The organism is Crossiella cryophila, from assembly GCF_014204915.1.
Taxonomy (GTDB): domain Bacteria; phylum Actinomycetota; class Actinomycetes; order Mycobacteriales; family Pseudonocardiaceae; genus Crossiella; species Crossiella cryophila.
The window spans coordinates 7,699,564-7,717,715 of the sequence record NZ_JACHMH010000001.1 but is presented as its reverse complement, the minus strand read 5'-3'; the positions used below and the strand labels follow the sequence as shown (position 1 = coordinate 7,717,715).

At 70.0% G+C, this 18,152-nt stretch carries 18 protein-coding genes; 14 read left to right on the top strand and 4 right to left on the bottom strand.

Annotation, left to right across the window (positions count from 1 at the left end; genetic code table 11):
* The first annotated feature begins 12 nt into the window (after nucleotides 1–12).
* From HNR67_RS33060 to HNR67_RS33035, 6 genes are read left to right on the top strand one after another with little or no spacing between them, the layout of a single operon-like run.
* Complete coding sequence (locus tag HNR67_RS33060) at nucleotides 13–1,035, top strand: TOMM precursor leader peptide-binding protein (RefSeq protein ID WP_185006261.1); 1,023 nt, start codon at nucleotides 13–15, stop codon at nucleotides 1,033–1,035.
* Nucleotides 1,035–2,396: a YcaO-like family protein gene (locus HNR67_RS33055; RefSeq protein WP_185006259.1), complete on the top strand. Its 1,362-nt coding sequence runs from the start codon at nucleotides 1,035–1,037 to the stop codon at nucleotides 2,394–2,396. Before HNR67_RS33060 ends, HNR67_RS33055 begins: the two co-directional genes overlap by 1 nt.
* Nucleotides 2,374–3,165, top strand: a complete 792-nt coding sequence (locus HNR67_RS33050; protein ID WP_185006257.1) for a CPBP family intramembrane glutamic endopeptidase — start codon at nucleotides 2,374–2,376, stop codon at nucleotides 3,163–3,165. Before HNR67_RS33055 ends, HNR67_RS33050 begins: the two co-directional genes overlap by 23 nt.
* Complete coding sequence (locus HNR67_RS33045) at nucleotides 3,162–3,959, top strand: CPBP family glutamic-type intramembrane protease (protein WP_185006255.1); 798 nt, start codon at nucleotides 3,162–3,164, stop codon at nucleotides 3,957–3,959. Before HNR67_RS33050 ends, HNR67_RS33045 begins: the two co-directional genes overlap by 4 nt.
* Entirely contained in the window at nucleotides 3,959–5,035 is a 1,077-nt protein-coding gene (locus HNR67_RS33040) for an LLM class flavin-dependent oxidoreductase (RefSeq protein WP_312988556.1), read from the top strand. The genes HNR67_RS33045 and HNR67_RS33040 overlap by 1 nt, the downstream gene beginning before the upstream one ends.
* A 29-nt stretch (nucleotides 5,036–5,064) precedes the next feature.
* Nucleotides 5,065–6,099, top strand: a complete 1,035-nt coding sequence (locus HNR67_RS33035; RefSeq protein WP_185006251.1) for an alpha/beta hydrolase — start codon at nucleotides 5,065–5,067, stop codon at nucleotides 6,097–6,099.
* Between the two features lie 24 nt (nucleotides 6,100–6,123).
* Here the strand turns inward: HNR67_RS33035 and HNR67_RS33030 are convergent, their stop codons facing one another.
* Complete coding sequence (locus tag HNR67_RS33030; protein ID WP_185006249.1) at nucleotides 6,124–6,777, bottom strand: TetR/AcrR family transcriptional regulator; 654 nt, start codon at nucleotides 6,775–6,777, stop codon at nucleotides 6,124–6,126.
* Nucleotides 6,778–6,859: 82 nt separating this feature from the next.
* On the opposite strand from HNR67_RS33030, the gene HNR67_RS33025 reads away from it, so the two are divergent.
* The gene (locus HNR67_RS33025; RefSeq protein WP_185006247.1) at nucleotides 6,860–7,594 is read left to right on the top strand and encodes a class I SAM-dependent methyltransferase; all 735 of its coding nucleotides are present in this window, start codon (nucleotides 6,860–6,862) and stop codon (nucleotides 7,592–7,594) included.
* Here HNR67_RS33025 and HNR67_RS33020 read toward each other — a convergent pair.
* Nucleotides 7,570–8,058, bottom strand: a complete 489-nt coding sequence (locus HNR67_RS33020) for a response regulator transcription factor (RefSeq protein ID WP_221490138.1) — start codon at nucleotides 8,056–8,058, stop codon at nucleotides 7,570–7,572. The two genes, HNR67_RS33025 and HNR67_RS33020, sit on opposite strands and share 25 nt — an antisense overlap.
* Before the next feature lie 500 nt (nucleotides 8,059–8,558).
* Here HNR67_RS33020 and HNR67_RS33015 point away from each other — a divergent pair, with 500 nt between their 5' ends.
* The 4 genes from HNR67_RS33015 to HNR67_RS33000 are packed head-to-tail and all read left to right on the top strand — an operon-like array spanning nucleotide 8,559 to nucleotide 11,562.
* Nucleotides 8,559–8,957: a TOBE domain-containing protein gene (locus HNR67_RS33015; protein WP_185006245.1), complete on the top strand. Its 399-nt coding sequence runs from the start codon at nucleotides 8,559–8,561 to the stop codon at nucleotides 8,955–8,957.
* Nucleotides 8,958–9,722 (top strand): molybdate ABC transporter substrate-binding protein, encoded by a 765-nt coding sequence (modA, locus tag HNR67_RS33010; protein ID WP_185006243.1) that lies wholly within the window; start codon nucleotides 8,958–8,960, stop codon nucleotides 9,720–9,722.
* A complete protein-coding gene (gene modB, locus HNR67_RS33005; protein WP_185006240.1) occupies nucleotides 9,719–10,516 on the top strand; it encodes a molybdate ABC transporter permease subunit in 798 nt (265 codons plus the stop codon). The genes modA and modB overlap by 4 nt, the downstream gene beginning before the upstream one ends.
* Nucleotides 10,513–11,562 carry an ABC transporter ATP-binding protein gene (locus HNR67_RS33000; protein ID WP_185006232.1) on the top strand — a complete coding sequence of 350 codons (1,050 nt, stop codon included), beginning with the start codon at nucleotides 10,513–10,515 and terminating at the stop codon, nucleotides 11,560–11,562. The genes modB and HNR67_RS33000 overlap by 4 nt, the downstream gene beginning before the upstream one ends.
* Nucleotides 11,563–11,653: 91 nt before the next feature.
* Here the strand turns inward: HNR67_RS33000 and HNR67_RS32995 are convergent, their stop codons facing one another.
* Complete coding sequence (locus tag HNR67_RS32995; RefSeq protein ID WP_185006230.1) at nucleotides 11,654–11,821, bottom strand: hypothetical protein; 168 nt, start codon at nucleotides 11,819–11,821, stop codon at nucleotides 11,654–11,656.
* A 577-nt stretch (nucleotides 11,822–12,398) separates the two neighbouring features.
* On the opposite strand from HNR67_RS32995, the gene HNR67_RS32990 reads away from it, so the two are divergent.
* From HNR67_RS32990 to HNR67_RS32980, 3 genes are all read left to right on the top strand, one after another.
* Nucleotides 12,399–13,835 carry a glycoside hydrolase family 76 protein gene (locus tag HNR67_RS32990; protein WP_185006228.1) on the top strand — a complete coding sequence of 479 codons (1,437 nt, stop codon included), beginning with the start codon at nucleotides 12,399–12,401 and terminating at the stop codon, nucleotides 13,833–13,835.
* 100 nt (nucleotides 13,836–13,935) lie between these two features.
* A complete protein-coding gene (locus tag HNR67_RS32985) occupies nucleotides 13,936–15,477 on the top strand; it encodes an insulinase family protein (RefSeq protein WP_185006226.1) in 1,542 nt (513 codons plus the stop codon).
* A 27-nt stretch (nucleotides 15,478–15,504) separates the two neighbouring features.
* On the top strand, nucleotides 15,505–16,488 hold the full coding sequence (locus HNR67_RS32980; RefSeq protein ID WP_185006224.1) for a hypothetical protein: 984 nt from the start codon (nucleotides 15,505–15,507) through the stop codon (nucleotides 16,486–16,488).
* Between the two features lie 893 nt (nucleotides 16,489–17,381).
* Here the strand turns inward: HNR67_RS32980 and HNR67_RS32975 are convergent.
* On the bottom strand, nucleotides 17,382–18,002 hold the full coding sequence (locus HNR67_RS32975) for a LysE/ArgO family amino acid transporter (RefSeq protein WP_185006223.1): 621 nt from the start codon (nucleotides 18,000–18,002) through the stop codon (nucleotides 17,382–17,384).
* Nucleotides 18,003–18,152: the final 150 nt, after the last annotated feature.

Below are 18,152 nucleotides of genomic sequence, written 5' to 3'. Positions count from 1 at the left end.
AAACAACTGCGGTTGAAGAGGTCCGTCTCGGTCATCGGGCACAGCCCGGATGTCGTCGAGCTGCGTTCCGGGGTGTGGAACGCCGAGTCGTACACCCTCACCGACCACGCCGGGTCGAACACCCTGTTCACCCTGGTCTCCAGCCTCGACGGCACCCGGTCACGGGGTGAGATCGCCAAGCAGGCCGGGGTGCCCAGGGCCGAGGTCGAGGCACTGGTCGACCATCTCGACCAACTGAACCTGATCGAGGAACAGTCGGCCAGCGCGCTCGAGGCGTACCTGGACCGGGTGGACACGCTCACCTCGGACCTGGCGGGAGCGACCGTGGACACGCCGATCCACCTGGTCGGCGACCACGACCTCGGTGCGCGGATCCTGGCCGAGCTGGGGCCCGCTGGCGCGGGTGAGCAGGCGGGGATCGTCCCCGCCACGGATCCCGCATGGCAGGCCGTGCTGGACCTGGAACGCGCAGGGGCCACCGACGGGATGGCGTTGGCCGAGGCTGCCGAGGCCGCGCGGCAATGGCAGGGCGACCTGGTCCTGCTCGCGGAGACCACGGTCAACCCGCTGCGCCTGCGCGCGCTGAACCGGCTCTCGGCCGAGGTCGGCTTCCCCTGGCTGCACTCCGCGGTCGACGGCCCGTTCCTGTTGATCGGGCCGACGATCCTGCCTCGCCGGTCCGCCTGTTTCGAGTGCTTCGAGACCAGGGTCTCGATGAACCTGCGGGAGGGCAGTGCCTATCAGCGGTACAAGAACGCGCTCACCGAAGGGTCCGTGCGGCTGGGCAGCCCACCGGTGTTCGGGCCGCTGCTCGGCCTGCTCGCGGCGCACGTCGCGTTGGAAGCGGTGAATTACCTGCACACGGGGACCACGTTCACCGTCGAGAAATGCCTCAGCGTGTACCTGCCGACGATGGAGATGGGGTACCACGAGGTGCTCAGGCTGCCCGGCTGCGCCGGTTGCGGACCCGTGGTCGAACGTGACGACGCCTCGCTCTACTTCGACGCCAGGGCCTGGATCGGGGAAGGTGCCTGATGCCGCCGACGATCCCGGACGTGCACATCGGCGTCGACCCTGGCCAGCGCGTCGCGGCGTTGCACCGGCGCATGCACGGCTCGCTCTGCGGCCTTACCCAGGCCATGTCCTTCATGTACGGGCCCCGGTCCGGGCCGCGCGTGATGTGCGCCGGCGGAGACCTCACCGGCGTGCATGTGCTGCGGGACCAGCCCGCGCCGAAACCCGGCAGCTACCACATCGGCGGCTACGGCGTGCTGCCCTTCGAGAGTCACATCCGAACCCTGGGCGAGACCGTGGAGCGCTACGCGGGATACGTCGCGGCGGTCAGCGGGCGGCACCCGGTCGTTTTCCGTTCGGCCAAGGAAATGGCGCGCGACGGTCTGCCGGTGCTCGGCCTCGACGCGGTGCGGCTGTTCACCGACGAGCAGCTCGCCCGTCCGGGGTTCCCGTTCCAGCGGCCCGATCCGGACGCGCCGCTGGGCTGGATCGAGGTCGACTCACTGTCGGCGCCGGGCCGGACGCACGTACCGGCACAGCTGTTCCTGGTCGGTTACGTCATCAGGGACCTGGAGGGCGAGCCGTGGCTCAACGCGGCGGTGACCACGGGTACCGCCGCGCACACCACCAGCGGTGCGGCCCTGCTGTCCGCCCTGCATGAGGCGGTGCAGATCGACGCCGCCATCGGACACTGGCACGGTGCCACGCCCAGCACGCGGATCGCCTGTGACGGTCGCACCCACGCGCTGCGCCGCCTCCTCGGCACCTACTGGCCCGCGGGTGCCCGACAGCCGGAATTCCACCTGCTGCCCAGTCCCGACCTGCCCGGACATGTCGTGGCCTGCCTGCTGCGTGCGGCGCCCGGCGCCTTCCCCGCGATCGTGGTCGGTCTCGGCGTCGACGGCCGACTCGGTAGGGCGATGTACAAGGCGTTGCTGGAGGCCACCGGCGTCGGACATCTGGCGGTGATCTCCGCGGTGACCGCCGAGGGCAGGCCGGTGGATGACCACCAGCACGACGAGAACGCGATCTACGACCTGGAGAGCAACGTCGTCCGCTATGCGGGCGCCGATCCGGCGAAGACCGTCGAGCGCCGCTTCGCCGATTGCGCGCAGGCGGCCGCCTCCGACCTCCCCGATGACGACGACCGGCCGGTGCGCGCGCAGGTGGCCGGGCTGGTACGGGCGTTCCGGGACAGCGGCAAACGGCTCTACCACGCCGATCTGACCACGGTGGACATCCGGCAGCTCGGTTTCCGGGTCAGCCGGGTCTGGTCCCCGGACACCCTCAGCCTCCCGCTGCCTGGCGCGCCCGCGGCCGCCCATCCTCGATTCGCCGCCTACGGGGGGTTCCAGCATCATGATCCACACCCTTACCCCTGAGCAGCAGGCGTATGCCCTCGCCGTGCTAGCCCTGTTGGGGATGGGCTGCCTGACGCTCGCCGCCCACCTGCGCACGAGGTGGCTGGAACGTTTCGGCGTCGGCTTCCTGCCCGCGCACGTGGTCACCATGGCCGTGCTCTGCGGCTGCGGTCTGCTCCTGCTCGGGCCCGCCGGGATCCTGACCAGCAGCATCGGCGCGACCCTGCTGGCGGTGCCGCTCGGGCTCGCCGGGGGAGTGGCGGTGATCTGGGCGGACGGTGCGATCCTGCGTGGACTGTCCGGCCGCCGTGGCGGGAACACACGCCGACGGGCCGTGCGCGGTGGGGGCGAGGGGGTGCACCGGGTCCGGCCGGTCCCGTTGGGGGATCAGGCGGCCCGGCGCCGCACGATCGGGATCTTCAAGGTCACCGGCAGCTTCGCGCCCAGCGCCGAGGACTATCGGGTCGGGCTCGGCTGGCTGCTGGGTGTGGCGGTGTTGGAGGAGATCGTCTTCCGCGGGCTGCTGATCCGCCTCACCCAGTTGTTGCCCGAGGGCACGCAGTGGCTGGGCGCCGTGGCGGTCACCGTGCTGTTCGCGCTGACGCACGTGTTCTTCGGCTGGGACCAGGTGCTGGCCAAACTCCCGCTGGCCGCGGTCGCACTGGGGCTGGCTCTGACCACTGGAGCCGTGCTCGCCCCGGCGCTCGCGCACGCGCTGTTCAACCTGCACGTCTGGCGGTGCCAGCGGCTGGCGCCGGATCTGCCCCGGACGCGGCAGGTCCTCCGATGAGCGCCGCATTGCCGTGGCTGGGGAAGTTCCTGCTGGCAGCGGCATTCGTGGTGCTGTACTACCGCTACTGCAAGCAGTGGCTCTTCGCCGGCGCCCAGCGGCTCGCGCAGCGGGTGAACTTCGTGAGCCGGTACGACCGGAGTGAGGTCGGCGGGGTGCTGGAGCTGATGGCCGCCGCCGTCAGCCATCTCGCCGTGGTGGTCATTCTCCTGGGGGTCACCGGAATCTCGCTGGCCGAAGCCGGTCTCGGCAGCGTGTCACCGACCCTGATAGTGCTGGGCGCCTTACTCGGCATCGGCGAGATGGCGCTGGCCTCCTTCCTCTGCCGACTGCTCATCGAGGCGTCCCTGCGCTGGAACCGGCGGCGGGCGCTCTCGGGGAGCCGCCCCTCCGGCGCGACGGACTCGCCGCGGTCTGGCCCGGCCACGGTCAAGAGCTGGCTCGCCGTGGGCCGGGGTGGTTGGCTCCGGCACCACTTCGCCACGCTCCAGGTGCTGCCCCTGCCCGCGGCGGTCTGCGTGGTCAGCCTCCAGGTCGGCTGTGAGGAGGTGGTGTTCAGGGGAATCCTGCTCAACACCTTTCGCCCGGCGGGTCCGGTGGTCGCCATCCTCGCCTCGACCGTGCTCTTCGTCGGGATGCAGGTGTTCTTCATGTCCTCCTGGCGGGCGGCGATGTTCCCGGTGGTCGGCGCGTTGGTGATGGGGGTCGTGCACGGCCTGCTCGCCTGGCAGGTGCCCGAGTTGCTGCCCCTGGTCGTCGCCCACCTCGTCTTCTTCCTGTTCGCGGTGATCTAGTGGAGGCCAGTCCTGTGGAACACGGAATCTCGTTCCTGCCTGACTGCAGGCCGGCGCGACGTTCGGCTGAGGAGTACTTCCGCGACGTGCTCACCCTGAGTTCGCTCGCCGACCAGGCTGGCCTCAGCCACGTCAAGATGACCGAGCACTACCTGCATCCCTACGGCGGGTACTGCCCGAATCCGCTCACCTTCCTGGCCGCGGTGGCCGCGCGGACCAGGCGGATCCGCCTGATGACCGGCTGTCTGCTCCCCGCCTTTCACCACCCCGTCCAGCTCGCGGCCGAGACCGCGATGGTCGATGCCCTCAGCGGTGGCCGGCTCGACGTCGGGTTCGCCCGCGCCTACCTGCCCTATGAGTTCGAGACATTCGGCGTCCGCATGGACGAGAGCAGGGCGAGGTACGAGGCGACGATCAAGGCGGTGCTGCGGTTGTGGACGGAACAGGGCGTGAGTGAACGCACTCCGTTCTTCTCCTACCAGGACGCCACGAGCCTGCCCCGACCGGTCCAGCCGCCGCATCCGCCGGTCTGGGGCGCCGCGGTCCGGTCTCGGCAGAGCTTCGCCTGGCTCGGTGAGCAGGGTTTTGGCCTGCTCGTCACTCCGACACTGTCCTCCCTGGCGGAGATGCGGGACCACATCGAGGTCTACCGGGAGGCGTTCGAGGACAACCACGGGAGCACTGGCCGGAGCCCTCGCGTCGCCGCCAGTCTGCCGCTCTACGTCGGTGCGACCGAGGTGGAGGCGGCCAGGACCGGTGACGCGCTGCTGGGCGAGTACCTGGAGGTGTGGGCGGAGGCGACGGACTCGTGGCGATCGACCAGATCCGCCGACTACCAGGGCTACACCGGTATGGCGACCGCCATCCGCGGGCTCGACGTGCGGGCACTCCGGGAGTCCGGTGGCGCCGTGGTCGGAAGTGTTGAACGCGTGGTCGACCGGGTGTCGGAGGTCAGGGCGGAACTCACCGCCGACTGCTTCCTCTGGCAGGTCGATTTCGGTGGGGTGACCGGCCAGGTGGCCGAGACCAGCCTGCGCCGGTTCATCGACGAGGTCCTTCCGGCACTCGCGGGCTGACCTCCTGGAGAACAGAGAAAGGACGTACTGTGCGCGGAGTAGTTCGAACCACCGTCACCGCCCTGCTCGCCGTGGCCTGTGCTGCCGGCGCGGGAATTCCCGCGACCGCGGCGCAGCCGGGCGGGCGGCCAAGACCGGTGGCGTGCCAGGAGATCACCATCGAGACCGAGCCACCGGGACTGGGCAGGACGTCCCTGAGGGGGGAGCTGTGCCGCCCGGCCGGTGTGGTGGCCACAGTGCAGTTGTTGCTGGGCGGCCTCACCTACGACCGGCACTACTGGACCACCAGTCCGGACGGCAGCGGCCCGTCCTACCAGCGGAGCGCCAACAACGCCGGGCTGGCCACCCTGGCGCTGGACCGGCTCGGCACCGGGAACAGTGATCGTCCGGCGGCGGACAAGGTCGGGTTCGACGCACAGGTTGTCGCGGTCGAGCAGGTGGTGGCCAAGGTACTCGCCGGTGTGCGTGGGCAGCGCTATCAGCGGATCGTGCTTGTGGGGCACTCCTTCGGCGCGGGGATCGCGCTCGCGGTCGCGACCCGCAGGCCCGAGGTGACCGGGGTCGTCCTGTCCGGGTACGCCCACGCGGCCGGCCCCAAACTGGCCGAGTTCGGCAAGACCCTGGTGGCGGCGAAGGACGATCCGGTGACCGGCCCGGCCAACCCGCCCGAGGGTTATCTGACGACCAGGGCGGGCAGCCGGAGCGAGTTCTTCTTCAACCCGGGCAACGCCGTGCCGTCTGTCATCGCCAGGGACGAGGCGGACAAGAGCACCACGACCACGGGTGAGCAGACCTCGCTCGGCAGCGCCTATGACATCCGGCTCGCCGCAGCGGTGAAGACGCCGGTGCTCATCGCGCTCGGGCAGCAGGATCAGCTGTTCTGTGGTGGCCAGTGGCTGCGGTGTTCTTCAGCCGATGAGGTTCGCGAGTACGAGAGCAGGCTCTTCACCGGTGGCGCCCGGCTGAGTACGGTGCTGCTGCCTGATTCGGGACACGCGCTGAACCTGCATCGCAACTCCGCTGACTTCTACGCCGGCGCGCAGGCCTGGATCGCGGCGCTGTGACCGCGCCCCGGCGGTGGTCCGGCCTCAGCCGGGCTGCCGCCGCGGGTCCTTGCCGCCGAGTGCCGCCACCGCGTCGAACAGCAGGCTGAGGCCGGCGTCGAACTGCTCGTCCCAACTGAGGCTGTCGTCCACGGCGTAGAGGCCGGACAGGAACGGGTAGTCCTCGGCGAGGTTCAGCTGGACCGAGGGCGACTGGCCCTGATCACCGAGTGCGGCGCGCACCTCGATCGAGAGGAAGCCGACCACGTAACTGCCGATGGTGCGGTGGGCGAGCAGCAGTGCCGGGCCGGCCAGTCCGCCGGCCGCCAGGGCCCGGCACTGAGCCTCGGTGGCGTCGGCCGAACGCTTGTCGCGGGCCGGGCGGGTCAGCACGAGTTGCGCGAGGTTCGGATGGCTGCGGACCACCCGGCGGAATCGCTGGTAGTGCGCGCGGAGCCGGTCCCGCCAGGGGAGTTCCTCGGGCACCGGGGTGTCCTCCAGGCTGTTCACCCGATCGACCAAAGCCTGGAGCAGGGCGTCCTTGTTCGGAATGTGGTGGTAGATCGCCATGCCCTCCACCCCGAGTGCCGCGCCCAGTTTCCGGACGCTGAGCTTGTCCAGCCCGTCGGCCTCGACCAGGCGCAATGCCGCCGCGACGATTCGGTCCCTGGTCAGGGCGGGGCGTTCCGGCTCGGTCATGCTCACTCCTGGCCAGCCTCAGCTTTGCAGTGTAAAGTCGCGGTGTCGGCATCAGCCTAGCCGCATTATCGGGGGACGGTCCATGAGTGCTCGGGGTTCGATCATTCGGCAGCCGGACTACGGCCTGGATGCGCCGCCCGTGGTCTACGTTTTCCTCGTCGTCGCGGTGTTCGGGGCGGTGGCGCTGGGGTTGGGTGTCCACTTCTCCAGTCTGCTCATCGACGCTGTTGGTGTGCTTGTCCTGCTTGTCGGAGTCGCCTTCGCCGCGGCAATGGCCTACTCCTCCCGGCGAGGGAAGATTCTACTACGGGACCGGATTTTCGATGAGATCCAGTTCCGTGGCGACGAGGACATCCTTGATCTCGGCTGCGGGCGTGGCCTTATGCTGCTGGGTGCCGTGGTTCGGGCAACGCGCGGGTCGGGTACGGGCATTGATCTCTGGCGAAACCAGGACCAGGGTGGCAGCAGCCGGGAGAATTGTCTGGAAAACGCGCGGCGGCTCGGGGTGTCCGAGCGCGTTCGCCTCGTGGATGGCGACATGAGTGATCTGCCGTTCGCGGATGGATCGTACGACCTCATCACCGCGTCGCTGGCGATTCACAACATCTCGGACCGGGAACGGCGGGCGGCGACCTTTCGGGAGATATTCCGGGTGTTGCGTCCGGGGGGAAGATTTGTGGTCGTTGATTTCGCCAAGACTGCTGAGTACGCCGAGGACGCGCAGCGAGCCGGACTGGTCGAGGTTCGCCGCTCAGGGGTGCAGGTGCTGATGTTTCCTCTGGTGAGGGTCGTTCAGGGGGTCAGGCCGGCGGCGTAAGGCCGCTCGGGTCCCAGCTCCAGCTCGCGAGCTCGGACCGCTGCCTCGGTCCGGTTGCTCACTCCGAGCTTTCCGAATATCCGCTTGATGTGGAACTCGACGGTGCTGCGTGAGAGGAACAACTCCTGGGCGATGAGGCTGTTTGTCAAACCGCAGGAGAGGAGTTCGAGGACATCGGTCTCCCGGGCGGTCAGGCTTTCTCGAACAGGCCGTAGCACTCCGGTGTTTCGCTGGAACTTCTCATCCAGGATGAAAAATCCGTCCTCGGCCAGCGTGAGGCTGCGCAGAAGTCGTTCTCCGGTCACCGTGGGGGATAGGTAGATGCGGCACCCTCGCTGTACCCAGCGCTGACATCGGAGTTGATCGTCGGGGGAGCCCAGAAGGGCAAGTCGAAGATCATTCTGGATTTCCCACGCGTCGTGCACCAGTGTCTCGACGGTTGATTCGCTCAGTCGGTCGCCCACCAGGAGCCAGGTACCTCTCTGTCTGGCTATCGCGGTGCGGAGAGCGCGAGGGTGGGCTCGGGCGCAGGTCAGTTCGACCTCGGTTTGTCGTTCCACGTGGTCGATGATCGAGTCTGACCATCGGCCTACCATGATCAGGGCAAGTGGCCGCAATTCCATCGCTTGATCCCCCCGAATCAAAGGACGTTGACTGCCTGTCTGTCAGGCTATCATTGGAATCGGCCTGTGGTTGTTGATTCGACGTGGAAAAGATGCGGGCTCGGAAACTGAGGGCGCAATCAGACCAATGAGACATTTCGCGACCTCACGCTTTGGTGATCACCCCGCGCGGCGGGTTCCGGCCCGGCAGGGACTCCGACACCTGAGTGTGTGCCGATCTCGTACACCGAGTTGGCCGGAGTTGGTAGCTGGGGCACAGCGTGGCAACGGTCCGGTGCGGATCCGCGAACGAGTTCATTACCTGCTCTGGGTGCTGTGGATGCGGATGTAGAGTCCCCGGCATGCCGAATCTGCGGATCAGTGAAGCCGCCGCGCTGCTGGGTGTCTCCGACGACACCGTGCGCCGGTGGGTGGAGCAGGGGCGGCTGCCCGTGGTGGTGGGGGCTAACGGGCGTAAGGCGATCGAGGGGCGGGAGCTGGCGGAGTTCGCGCGGCGGCTGGCGGAGACGCCGGAGCCGGGGGCGACGGTGGCGGCCTCGGCGCGCAACCGGATGCGCGGGATCGTCACCCGGGTGGTCAAGGACGGGGTGATGGCGCAGGTGGAGTTGCAGGCCGGGCCGTTCCGGGTGGTGTCGCTGATGAGCCGTGAGGCAGCGGACGAGCTGGGTCTGGAGGTGGGCAGCGTCGCGGTCGCCTCGATCAAGTCCACCCATGTCGTTGTCGAGATTCCGGAGGCATGAATGCGGCGGGTTGTTCCCCTGGTGGCGTTGCTGGTCCTCGCGGGTTGCGGGTCGACCCCGGCGCCGCCGCCGGCCGGGCCGGGTGGTGTCAGTGGGGCGGTGACCGTGTTCGCGGCGGCCTCGCTGACCGAGTCATTCACCAAGCTGGGCAAGGACTTCGAGGCGGCCAACCCCGGCGTCAAGGTGACCTTCAACTTCGGTGGCTCCTCGGCACTGGCCCAGCAGCTCAACCAGGGCGCGCCGGCGGACGTCTTCGCCTCGGCGGCGCCTGCCAACATGAAGCAGGTCACCGACACCAGGACGGTCACCGAGACGCCGGTGACCTTCGCCCGTAACAGGTTGCAGATCGCGGTGCCCAAGGGCAATCCGGCCAGGATCACCGGGCTGGCCGACTTCGGGCGGGCCGAGCTGAAGATCGCGTTGTGCGCCGAGCAGGTGCCGTGCGGGGCGGCGACCAAGAAGGTGTTGCAGGCGGCCAAGGTCACCGGGCAGCCGGACACCCTCGAACAGGACGTCAAGGCGGTGCTGACCAAGGTGCGTCTAGGTGAGGTGGACGCCGCGCTGGTCTACCGGACCGACGTGCGTTCCGCGGGCGCCGAGGTGGAGGGGATCACCTTCGCCGAGGCCGATCAGGCGATCAACGACTACCCGCTGGCCGCCCTGGCCAAGGCGCCTAATGCCAGTGGTGCCAAGGCTTTCGTCGACCACGTGCGCTCGGACAAGGGCCGGGCGGTGCTCGCCGAAGCCGGGTTCGACGGTCCGTGACCCGGCACGTCGCCCGCCGCCGCCCGGCGCTGCTGGTCGTCCCGGCGCTGCTCGGCCTGGCCTTCCTGCTCGTGCCGCTGCTCGGGCTGCTCGTGCGCGCGCCCTGGGCCAGGCTGCCCGAGCAGCTGTTCAGCCCGGAAATCGGTGCGGCACTACAGCTCTCATTGCTGTGCGCGACCCTGGCCACCCTGATCTGTCTGGTGCTGGGCATCCCGCTGGCCTGGTTGCTGGCCAGGGGTGACCTGCCGGGGCGCGGACTGATCCGGGCCCTGGTCACCGTGCCGCTGGTGCTGCCACCGGTGGTCGGCGGCGTCGCACTGCTGCTCGTGCTCGGGCGACGCGGGGTGATCGGGCAGTACCTCGACGAGTGGTTCGGCATCTCGCTGCCGTTCACCACCGCGGGCGTCGTGCTCGCCGAAGCCTTTGTCGCACTGCCGTTCCTGGTCATCTCGGTGGAGGGCGCGCTGCGCGCCGGGGACGGCAGACTGGAGGAAGCCGCCGCCACGCTCGGCGCGTCCCGGTGGCTGACCTTCCGGCGGGTCACCCTGCCCTCGATCCTGCCCGGCGTCATCGCCGGCGCGGTGCTGTGCTGGGCCCGCGCCCTCGGCGAGTTCGGCGCCACCATCACCTTCGCCGGCAACTTCCCCGGCCGCACCACCACCATGCCACTGGCCGTCTACCTCGCCCTGGAAACCGAACCCGAGGCGGCCATCGTGCTCAGCCTGGTGCTGCTGCTGGTCTCCGTCGCGGTACTCGCCCTGCTGCGCGACCGGTGGATCAACGGAGCCACATGACCCTGCATGCCGACCTCCGGCTCACCCGCGGCGAGTTCCGCCTCGACCTCCCGCTCACCATCGAACCCGGCGAGGTCATCGCCCTGCTCGGCCCCAACGGCGCGGGCAAGACCACCGCGTTGCGCACACTGGCCGGGCTGCTTCCGTTGACCGACGGGCACATCCGGCTCGGCGACACACTCTGGGACCAGCCGCCCAAGGTGTTCCGCCCGGCCGAACACCGCCCGATCGGCGTGGTCTTCCAGGACTACCTTCTTTTCGGGCACCTCTCCGCACTGGAGAACGTGGCCTTCGGCCTGCGCGCCAGGGGAATCCGCCGCGCCGAGGCCCGCGCCGCGGCCACCCGCTGGCTGGACCGGGTGGGCCTGGCCGAACACTCGAACACCCGCCCGCGCGCCCTCTCCGGCGGCCAGGCCCAGCGGGTCGCCCTCGCCCGCGCCCTGGCCACCAGCCCGGACCTGCTGCTGCTGGACGAACCCCTGGCCGCCCTGGACGCCCGCACCCGGTTGCAGGTGCGCGCCGACCTCGGCCGCCACCTGCGCGACTACCCCGGCCACACCCTGCTGGTCACCCACGACCCCCTCGACGCCATGGTGCTCGCCGACCGCCTGGTCATCCTGGAACACGGCCGGATCGTCCAGGAAGGCCCGCCCCTGGAGGTCGCGCAACGCCCGCGCACCGACTACGTGGCCAACCTGGTCGGCCTCAACCTGCACCGCGGCCACGCCGACGGCGGCACCGTCACCCTGGAGTCCGGCGGCAGCCTCACCATCGCCGAACCCGCCACCGGCCAGGTGCACGTGGCCTTCCCGCCCTCCGCGGTCGGCCTGCACCGGGACAAACCCGGCGGCAGCCCGCGCAACGTGTGGCCGGTGACCGTGGACGGCATCGAGGCCCACGGCCACACCACCCGGGTCCGCCTGCTCGGCGACCCACCGGTGCTCGCCGACGTCACCACCGCCACCATCGCCGAACTCCGCCTCACCCCCGGCGACACCCTCTGGGCCGCCCTCAAGGCCACCGAAACCCGCACCTACCCGGCCTGACCAACCCGGTCACGCATGCGTATCTACCGAACGGTCGGTAGGTGCGCATGCTGGCGGTCGACCGGATCCAGCGGGCCGAACACGAGGTGTCCTACCGCGGTTCCTCGCCCTGACCCTGGAGGCGACCACCCAGCCGGCGCCGGCCGAGGCCGGTTGACCGGCGGTCCAGGCCGAGCCGGGCAGCGGCCGCCGCCGCGGGCTCCGCCGCACCGGCACGGGCCGGGAACTGGTCGTCGCCGGGCAACAGCTGCTGGAGCATCGGCTGACCACCCTGGACGAACCGGAGTCGCGATAACCGCCGCACCCGTCGCCTACCGAACGGTCGGTAGCGGCCCCGGACTCATCATGCTCGGCCGCGCGCCGCACACCGCCCAGCAGGGACCCGGCTACAGCCTGGACACCGAGGTGGCGGACCTGCTCGCGGAGACCGGGGCCCGGCTGGTGTTCGGCCACCGCCACGGCGGGCTCATCGCCCTGGAGACGCCCGCCGCTCCCCGGCCTTCGAGCGGATCGCGGTCTACGAGCCGGGCGTGCCCACCAGCCCCGTCCCGACCGAGCGGCCAACCCGGCCGAGCACGAGCAGATCGCCGCCCAGCAGGACCGGTTGCCCGGATTCGCCACCGTCACCGCGCCGGTGCTGCCCGCGGTCACGCCGATCCCGTTACCCGGACTGAACCACTTCGGGCCGGCGGGGAAGTCGGTAGCCCTTGTCGCGGAACGGATTCCGGTCCGACTGACCGATTCCGGCCGTTGACGCCCCGCGCCGACCCGGCCTACGTTCGAGCTGGACCCGGCCGCGCCCTACCCTGCCGGAGCGCCCGGTCCGGGAGGTCACCATGCTGCGCCCGGCGTTGACCGCCGCCCTGATCACCGCGACCCTGCTGACCATGACCCCGCCAGCGTCCGCCGCCAGCGCCGCTGCCGCCGCCGTGTGCAACCGGCACTGCGACGCCCGCGACCCCGCCCTGGCCCCGCGCGACCGCGCGACACTGCACGTCACCCTGTTCGGCCGCCGGATCTCCTTGCACTTCAACGACACTGACGCCATGGGCTGGGCCGCCCTGGACGCCGCCGCCCCCGGTGACGAGGTCTGGCTGGACCGCTCCTTCGACGGCGGCCGCACCTGGACCGGACGCCTGGGCAACACCGCCGTGCCCGCCGGCCGCGCGGGCCGGCGCACCCTGATGTACAACGTCGACGACTGGGCCAACCGAGGGGTAGGCGCGCTGCGCGCCTGCGCGAAGGTCAAGGACCGCCCCGAGATCGCCTGCACCGCCTGGGCCCGCACCACCTGGAACGCCCACGACCGGCGCACCGCGGCGGCCACCGCGCTGATGCAGTTCTACAACCGGGACACCGGCCTGTTCGACACCAGCGGCTGGTGGAACTCGGCCAACGCGCTCACCGCGATCATCGACAACATCCGGGTGTCCGGAATGGACAGTTACCGGTACGCCATCGCCACCACCTACGACCGCAACCGCGAGGCCGCGCTCGGCGAGTTCCGCAACGAGTTCCTGGACGACACCGGCTGGTGGGGGATGGCCTGGATCGCCGCCTACGACCTCACCGGCGACCGCCGCTACCTGCGCACCGCCCGCGTCGACGCCGAACACATGCACGCGTACTGGGACGGCGTCTGCGGCGGTGGCGTGTACTGGAAGACCGACCGGCGGGTGAAGAACGCGATCACCAACTCGCTCTACATCCAGCTCAACGCCGCCCTGCACAACCGGATCCCCGGCGACACCGCCTACCGCGACCGGGCCCGCGCGGGCTGGACCTGGTTCCAGGGCACCGGAATGATCAACAGCGCCGGGCTGGTCAACGACGGCGTGAACATGGCCACCTGCCGCAACGACGGCAAACCCGCGTGGACCTACAACCAGGGCGTCATCTTGGACGCGCTGGTCGAACTGCACCGCGCCACCGGCGATCCCGCGCTGCTGGCCCGCGCCCGCGGGCTGGCCGACGCCTCCACTGCCAGCACCGCGCTCAACCCCGGCGGCATCCTGCGCGAACCCTGCGAACCCAACAACGACTGCGACCCGGACGGCCCCTCGTTCAAGGGCGCCTACGTGCGCGGACTCGGCGCCCTCGACCAGGTCCTGCCCGGCCATCCCTACCGCTCCTACCTGCGCAGACAGGCCGATTCGGCGTACGCCCGGAACCGGAGCACGCTGGACACCTACGGCCTGCGCTGGGCCGGGCCGTTCGACCGGGCCGACGCCGCCCGCCAGCACAGCGCGCTGGACCTGATGAATGTCACGTAAACCGGGGATACCCGTCCGCGAACCACTCGCGCGGCCGCGTCAGCACGTCGTATAGTGCGCGCGGCCCCGATCGGGGTATGCGCGTATGGGGAGTCACGGGGTGGAGTGGGTTCGCACCGAGATCGACGGTGTGCCGGTGTTCTGGTCCGAGCACGAAGGCGAGTTGACCGCGGGCCTGGTGTTCCGGGTCGGCCACGCCGATGAGCGGCTCGCCCGGCGCGGCATCACCCACCTGGTCGAACACCTCGCCCTGCACCAGGCCGGGGCCAGGCACGACCAGTCCAACGGCAGCGTCGACGCCACCCTGACCACCTTCCTCACCCACGGCGACGCCGAGCACGTGCGCGACTTCTTCGCCAGCCTGTGCGCCGCACTGGCCGACCTGCCGGTGGACCGCATCCCCGCGGAGAATCAGCTCCTGCTCACCGAGGCCGACGGCCGCAGCCGGGACATCCAGTCCTCGCTGGCCATCTGGCGTTACGGCGCGGCCACCTATGGCCTCAGCGGCTACGACGAGTTCGGCGTCGGCCTGCACAGTCCGGAGGAGGTCAGGGCCTGGGCGCGGGCCTGGTTCACCAGCGGCAACGCGGCGATGTGGCTCATCGGCGGCCCGCCCCCGGACGGCCTGCGGCTGGAACTGCCCGCCGGACCGAGGGTGCCGACCCCGGAGCCCACCAGCACGCTGCGCCGCACCCCCGCCTACTTCAACGCCAGCCTCAACGGGGTGGCCGCCAGCAGTGTGGTGGAACGCTCCACCGCGGCCACCGCCTACGCGGATCTGTTGCAGCGCAGGCTGTTCCAGAGCCTGCGCACGGCGGAGGGGATCAGCTACAGCCAGACCGCGACCTATGACCGGCGGGACGCGTACCTGGCCGAGATCACCGCCTTCGCCGACGGCCTGTCCTCCGTCCACTCGCGACTGGTCCGCGGTTTCACCGAGGTGATCGACTGGCTGGCCGAGCTGCCGCCCAAGGAACACGAGGTGGCCGAGCTGATCGAACTGCGCCGGGCCCCGCTGCTGGACCCGCGGATCAGGGCCGGACTGCCGGTGGGCGCCGCGCACGCCGAGCTGTTCGGCGCCGAACCACCCACCATCGCCTCGGTCGAGGCCGAGCTGGAAACCCTGTGCGCCGAGGACATCCAGGACGTCGGGATCACGGTGCGGGACAACATCCTGCTCATGGTCCCCGAGGGCCACACCCCCGCGGGCGATCGCTACGTCGCCGCGCCGCACACCTCCACCGGCCGGGTCGAGGGCGAGATCCTGCTGCCCATCGAATCCGCCCAGCCCGGTGAGCAGAACCCGTTCGGGCCCGCCACCACCGGCAGGCCGCGGCTGTGCGTCGGGCCGACCGGGATCAGCCTGATCAGCGGGCCGGAGTTCATCACCATCCGGTTCGCCGACTGCGCCGCGATGCTGGCCTGGCCGGACGGCGCCCGGCACCTGATCGGCCGGGACGGACTGCACCTGCGGATCGAGCCCACGCTGTGGAAGTACGGGGCCGCGCTGCCCGACCTGATCGACCGCGGGGTGCCGCCAGGGGTGGTGGTGCCCAAACCCCCTCGGGCCGACCAGGACATCCCCCGGCAGGTCAGGACCAGCTCCTGGAGCCGCCTGCGCGCCCGCATCAAGCGTCACTGAACCCCTTCTCGCGCCTGGAGAAACGCCGTGCCCAGCAAATTCATGATGATCATGCGTGTCCTGCGCGACATCGGCATCAGCACCGACGCGGGCCAGCCCGACCCGGACTTCAAGGCCGCCGAGCACGACCTGTACAAGGGTGACCTGGAGGTCGCCTGGAAGCTGGCCGCGGCCACCCAGGGCGACAACGAGCTGCGCGCCGACCGGATCGGCAAGATCAGCAAGATCCTGGTCCGCAACGTCGACGAGCTGGGCAAGATCGCCGCCGCCAACCCCGACGACGCCGACCTGCAGCTACTGCTGGGCGCCACCCGGATCCAGCACGCCTGGAAGGTGCGCACCGGGGCCACCGCCGACCAGGTCAGCCGGGAGCAGTTCGAGCAGTTCTGGTTCATCCTCGGCGGCGCCTACGACCCGCTGATGCACGCCGCCGAACTGCGCCCGGCCGACCCGGTGCCATGGGACAAGCTGCAGTGGCGCGGACTGGGTCTGCAGGTCAGCCGGGACGAGATGGACGAGGTCTGGCAGGAGCTGACCGACCGAGACCCGTTCCACTACGGCGCGCACTACTCCCGGGTCCAGGTGCTGTGCGAGAAGTGGCAGGGCAGCGACCGCGAGGTGCTCGAGTTCACCAACGAGGTCGCCCAATCCGCCCCGCCGGGGGAACCACTGAGCGCGCTGACCGTGGCCGCGCACCTGGAGGTCATGATGGGCAACGACGCCGAACCGCTGGACTACTTCGGCCGCCCGCACATCAGCGCACAACTGGTGCGGATCAGCGACAACTGGCTGGCCGGCCTGCGCCCCCACCACCGCAACATCGAGGCACACCACCTGCTCGGCGTGGGGCTTTACCTGGCAGGGGAACGCGAACGCGCCCGCGACCACCTGTCCAGGGTGAGCGCGCGCAGCGTCACCGACGGGCTGCCGTGGAGCTACATCGGCTACCGCTACGACAAACTGGACTACCGCACCATCCGCAAGTCCCTCGGCCTGAAGATGAAGGACTGACCAACCCCTACCGGCGTGTTGGCCGTTCTTGTACGGAGTGTTGGCCGTTGTCGTACACCACGTTGGCCGTTGTTGTACGCCTTGGGCGACTGCGTGCGGGCGAAGCCCGGACACAAGCAGACGGGGTGGCTTTTCAACACTCCCCGAGCGGTTCCCCCATCCCCGTCAGCCTGGAGAGGACACACCACATCCCGGGTGCGCAGACCGCAACCTGCCGCCGCCCTAGCCTCCCAACCGCACGGTCTGCGTGCCCGGGATGTGGTTTGGTATCGGAAGGCTGACGGGGATGGGGGAACCGCACGAGCACTGCTCTTCATCTTTGCTCTTGTCTTTGACTTTCCCCCCCATCCTTTGATTTCTGCCCGTCCGGCGAGGACGATCTTGATCTTGACTGTCGTTCGGGTACCTCAGCAACAGAGGCCAACAACGCAAAGATCAAGAGCGAAAAAGATGGCCTCGCCGGCCGGGCAGACCACCGGAGGGGGGAGGGCAAGTCAAGAGCCGGGCAAGCAGGTTGCGGGGCGGGGTTTGGGTTGCCGACTCAAGACCCAGCGTGGCTCCGAGGGCTCGCGTGTTCTCCGCACGGCCTTCCGCAAGCCAACCACACCCCGAGGAGCGGCCCCCGTCACCTTGGGAGGCTAGGGCGGCGGCAGGTTGCAGGGGCCGCTCCTCGGGGCGCGGTCAGCAAGCTCCAGGCCGTACGGAGAACACGCGAGAACCCTCGTCGTGGGTTTTACCCCCAACCCCAAACCCCAACCCCCGGCCTGCGGCCTGCGGCCTGCGGCCGTACAACAACGGCCAACGACCCGTCCCACAACGGCCAACACGGCGTACAAGAACGGCCAACACTCCGTACGACAACGGCCAACACGCGGGGTGGGTGGGTTGGGGTGTCAGGTGAGGGCCAGGTTGACTGCCAGGCCGGTGATCAATGTTGCTGAGGCCAGGGCGGTTGCCAGGCGGCCGCGTGGGCCGGTGAGGATCCGGCCCAGCAGGCTGCCGCCGGTGGCGAGTACCAGTTGCCAGCTCGCCGAGGCGAGGAAGGCGGCCAGTACGAACACCACCGCGCTCCACCCGGTGGCCGTGGCGCCGGAGCGCCCCAGCACCAAGGCGGAGAAGTAGACCACCGTGGTCGGGTTGAGCACCGTGATGCCCAGCAACAGCACGAACGCCCGGCCCGGTCTCGGCGGTGATTCCGTGGAAGCCGGGTCCTGGCCTGCCCGGAACCGGCGCAGCGCGGACCAGGCGGTCCGGATCGCCAGTGCCACCAGGATGAGCACCGAGGCCCAGCGCAGTGGTTCGGCGATCGGCCGGAGCAGGTCGGTGAGCGCGGCTCCGCCGAGTACGGCCAGCATGGCGTACAGGCCGTCGGCGGCCGCGACGCCCAGTGCGGCGGCGGCGCCGATGCGCAGGCTGGTGCGGGCGGAGAGGGCGACTAGGTAGGTCGCGACCGCGCCGACCGGTATGGCGATGCCATAGCCCGCGAGCAGTCCGGCGACCAGCGCCTCGGTCATGACCGGGAGAGGATCGGCCTCCAGGCGAGGCGGGTGCGCTGCTGCCTACCGGCCGGTCGGTCGGCGGGTCGGGACAGCAGTGTCGTGGTTTCGGTCATGTCGGGAGGGTGCGCTGGGGGTGAGGTGGGCGGCAACTGAATTTGGTGGGGG

What these genes read in the sequence shown, in the direction of transcription:
- HNR67_RS33055 (WP_185006259.1), top strand. Translation starts at nt 1,035, where the DNA reads ATGCCGCCGACGATCCCGGACGTGCACATCGGCGTCGACCCTGGCCAG.
- HNR67_RS33050 (WP_185006257.1), top strand. Translation starts at nt 2,374, where the DNA reads ATGATCCACACCCTTACCCCTGAGCAGCAGGCGTATGCCCTCGCCGTG.
- HNR67_RS33045 (WP_185006255.1), top strand. Translation starts at nt 3,162, where the DNA reads ATGAGCGCCGCATTGCCGTGGCTGGGGAAGTTCCTGCTGGCAGCGGCA.
- HNR67_RS33030 (WP_185006249.1), bottom strand. Translation starts at nt 6,777, where the DNA reads ATGACCGAGCCGGAACGCCCCGCCCTGACCAGGGACCGAATCGTCGCG.
- HNR67_RS33025 (WP_185006247.1), top strand. Translation starts at nt 6,860, where the DNA reads ATGAGTGCTCGGGGTTCGATCATTCGGCAGCCGGACTACGGCCTGGAT.
- HNR67_RS33015 (WP_185006245.1), top strand. Translation starts at nt 8,559, where the DNA reads ATGCCGAATCTGCGGATCAGTGAAGCCGCCGCGCTGCTGGGTGTCTCC.
- modA (WP_185006243.1), top strand. Translation starts at nt 8,958, where the DNA reads ATGCGGCGGGTTGTTCCCCTGGTGGCGTTGCTGGTCCTCGCGGGTTGC.
- HNR67_RS33000 (WP_185006232.1), top strand. Translation starts at nt 10,513, where the DNA reads ATGACCCTGCATGCCGACCTCCGGCTCACCCGCGGCGAGTTCCGCCTC.
- HNR67_RS32995 (WP_185006230.1), bottom strand. Translation starts at nt 11,821, where the DNA reads ATGCTCCAGCAGCTGTTGCCCGGCGACGACCAGTTCCCGGCCCGTGCC.
- HNR67_RS32990 (WP_185006228.1), top strand. Translation starts at nt 12,399, where the DNA reads ATGCTGCGCCCGGCGTTGACCGCCGCCCTGATCACCGCGACCCTGCTG.
- HNR67_RS32975 (WP_185006223.1), bottom strand. Translation starts at nt 18,002, where the DNA reads ATGACCGAGGCGCTGGTCGCCGGACTGCTCGCGGGCTATGGCATCGCC.